The following is a 391-nucleotide window of genomic DNA, read 5'->3' as shown; positions in this document are numbered from 1 at the left end:
GAATCAGCGGCATCGACAGGCTCCAGAGGCGTGTCGAGGGCAATGACCAGAAGCCCCGCATCACGTGCCTTCTGCACGGCCGGAACGATGCCTTTGGTATCCGATGCTGTGATCAGAATACCTTTGGCGCCATCGGCGATGCAGGTCTCGATCGCTGCGACCTGGCTTTCGGAATCGCCGTCGATCTTGCCTGCGTAGGATTTCAGCGTGACACCAAGATACTTGGCCTTGGCAGGCGCGCCTTCCTTCATCTTGACGAAGAAAGGCTTGGTGTCGGTCTTGGTGATGAGGCAAACAGATGTGTCGGCGGCGGAAGCGGCGGAAGCCAAAGAAACGCCAAGCGCAAGCGCGCCCAGAAGAGCGGAAACAGTGGTCTTCATGAGATCCTCCC

Annotated in this window: 1 protein-coding gene; it reads right to left on the bottom strand. The window is 58.6% G+C overall.

Annotation, left to right across the window (positions count from 1 at the left end; all coding sequences use genetic code 11):
• A partial coding sequence (locus EN807_RS32980) for a substrate-binding domain-containing protein (protein WP_135937972.1) occupies positions 1–380 on the bottom strand: 380 nt, incomplete at its 3' end.
• Between the last annotated feature and the right edge of the window lie 11 nt (positions 381–391).

This window comes from Mesorhizobium sp. M5C.F.Ca.ET.164.01.1.1 (assembly GCF_004792125.1).
GTDB lineage: Bacteria > Pseudomonadota > Alphaproteobacteria > Rhizobiales > Rhizobiaceae > Mesorhizobium > Mesorhizobium wenxiniae.
The sequence above is the reverse complement of the archived record's forward strand: the minus strand, read 5'-3'. Positions and strand labels throughout refer to the sequence as shown.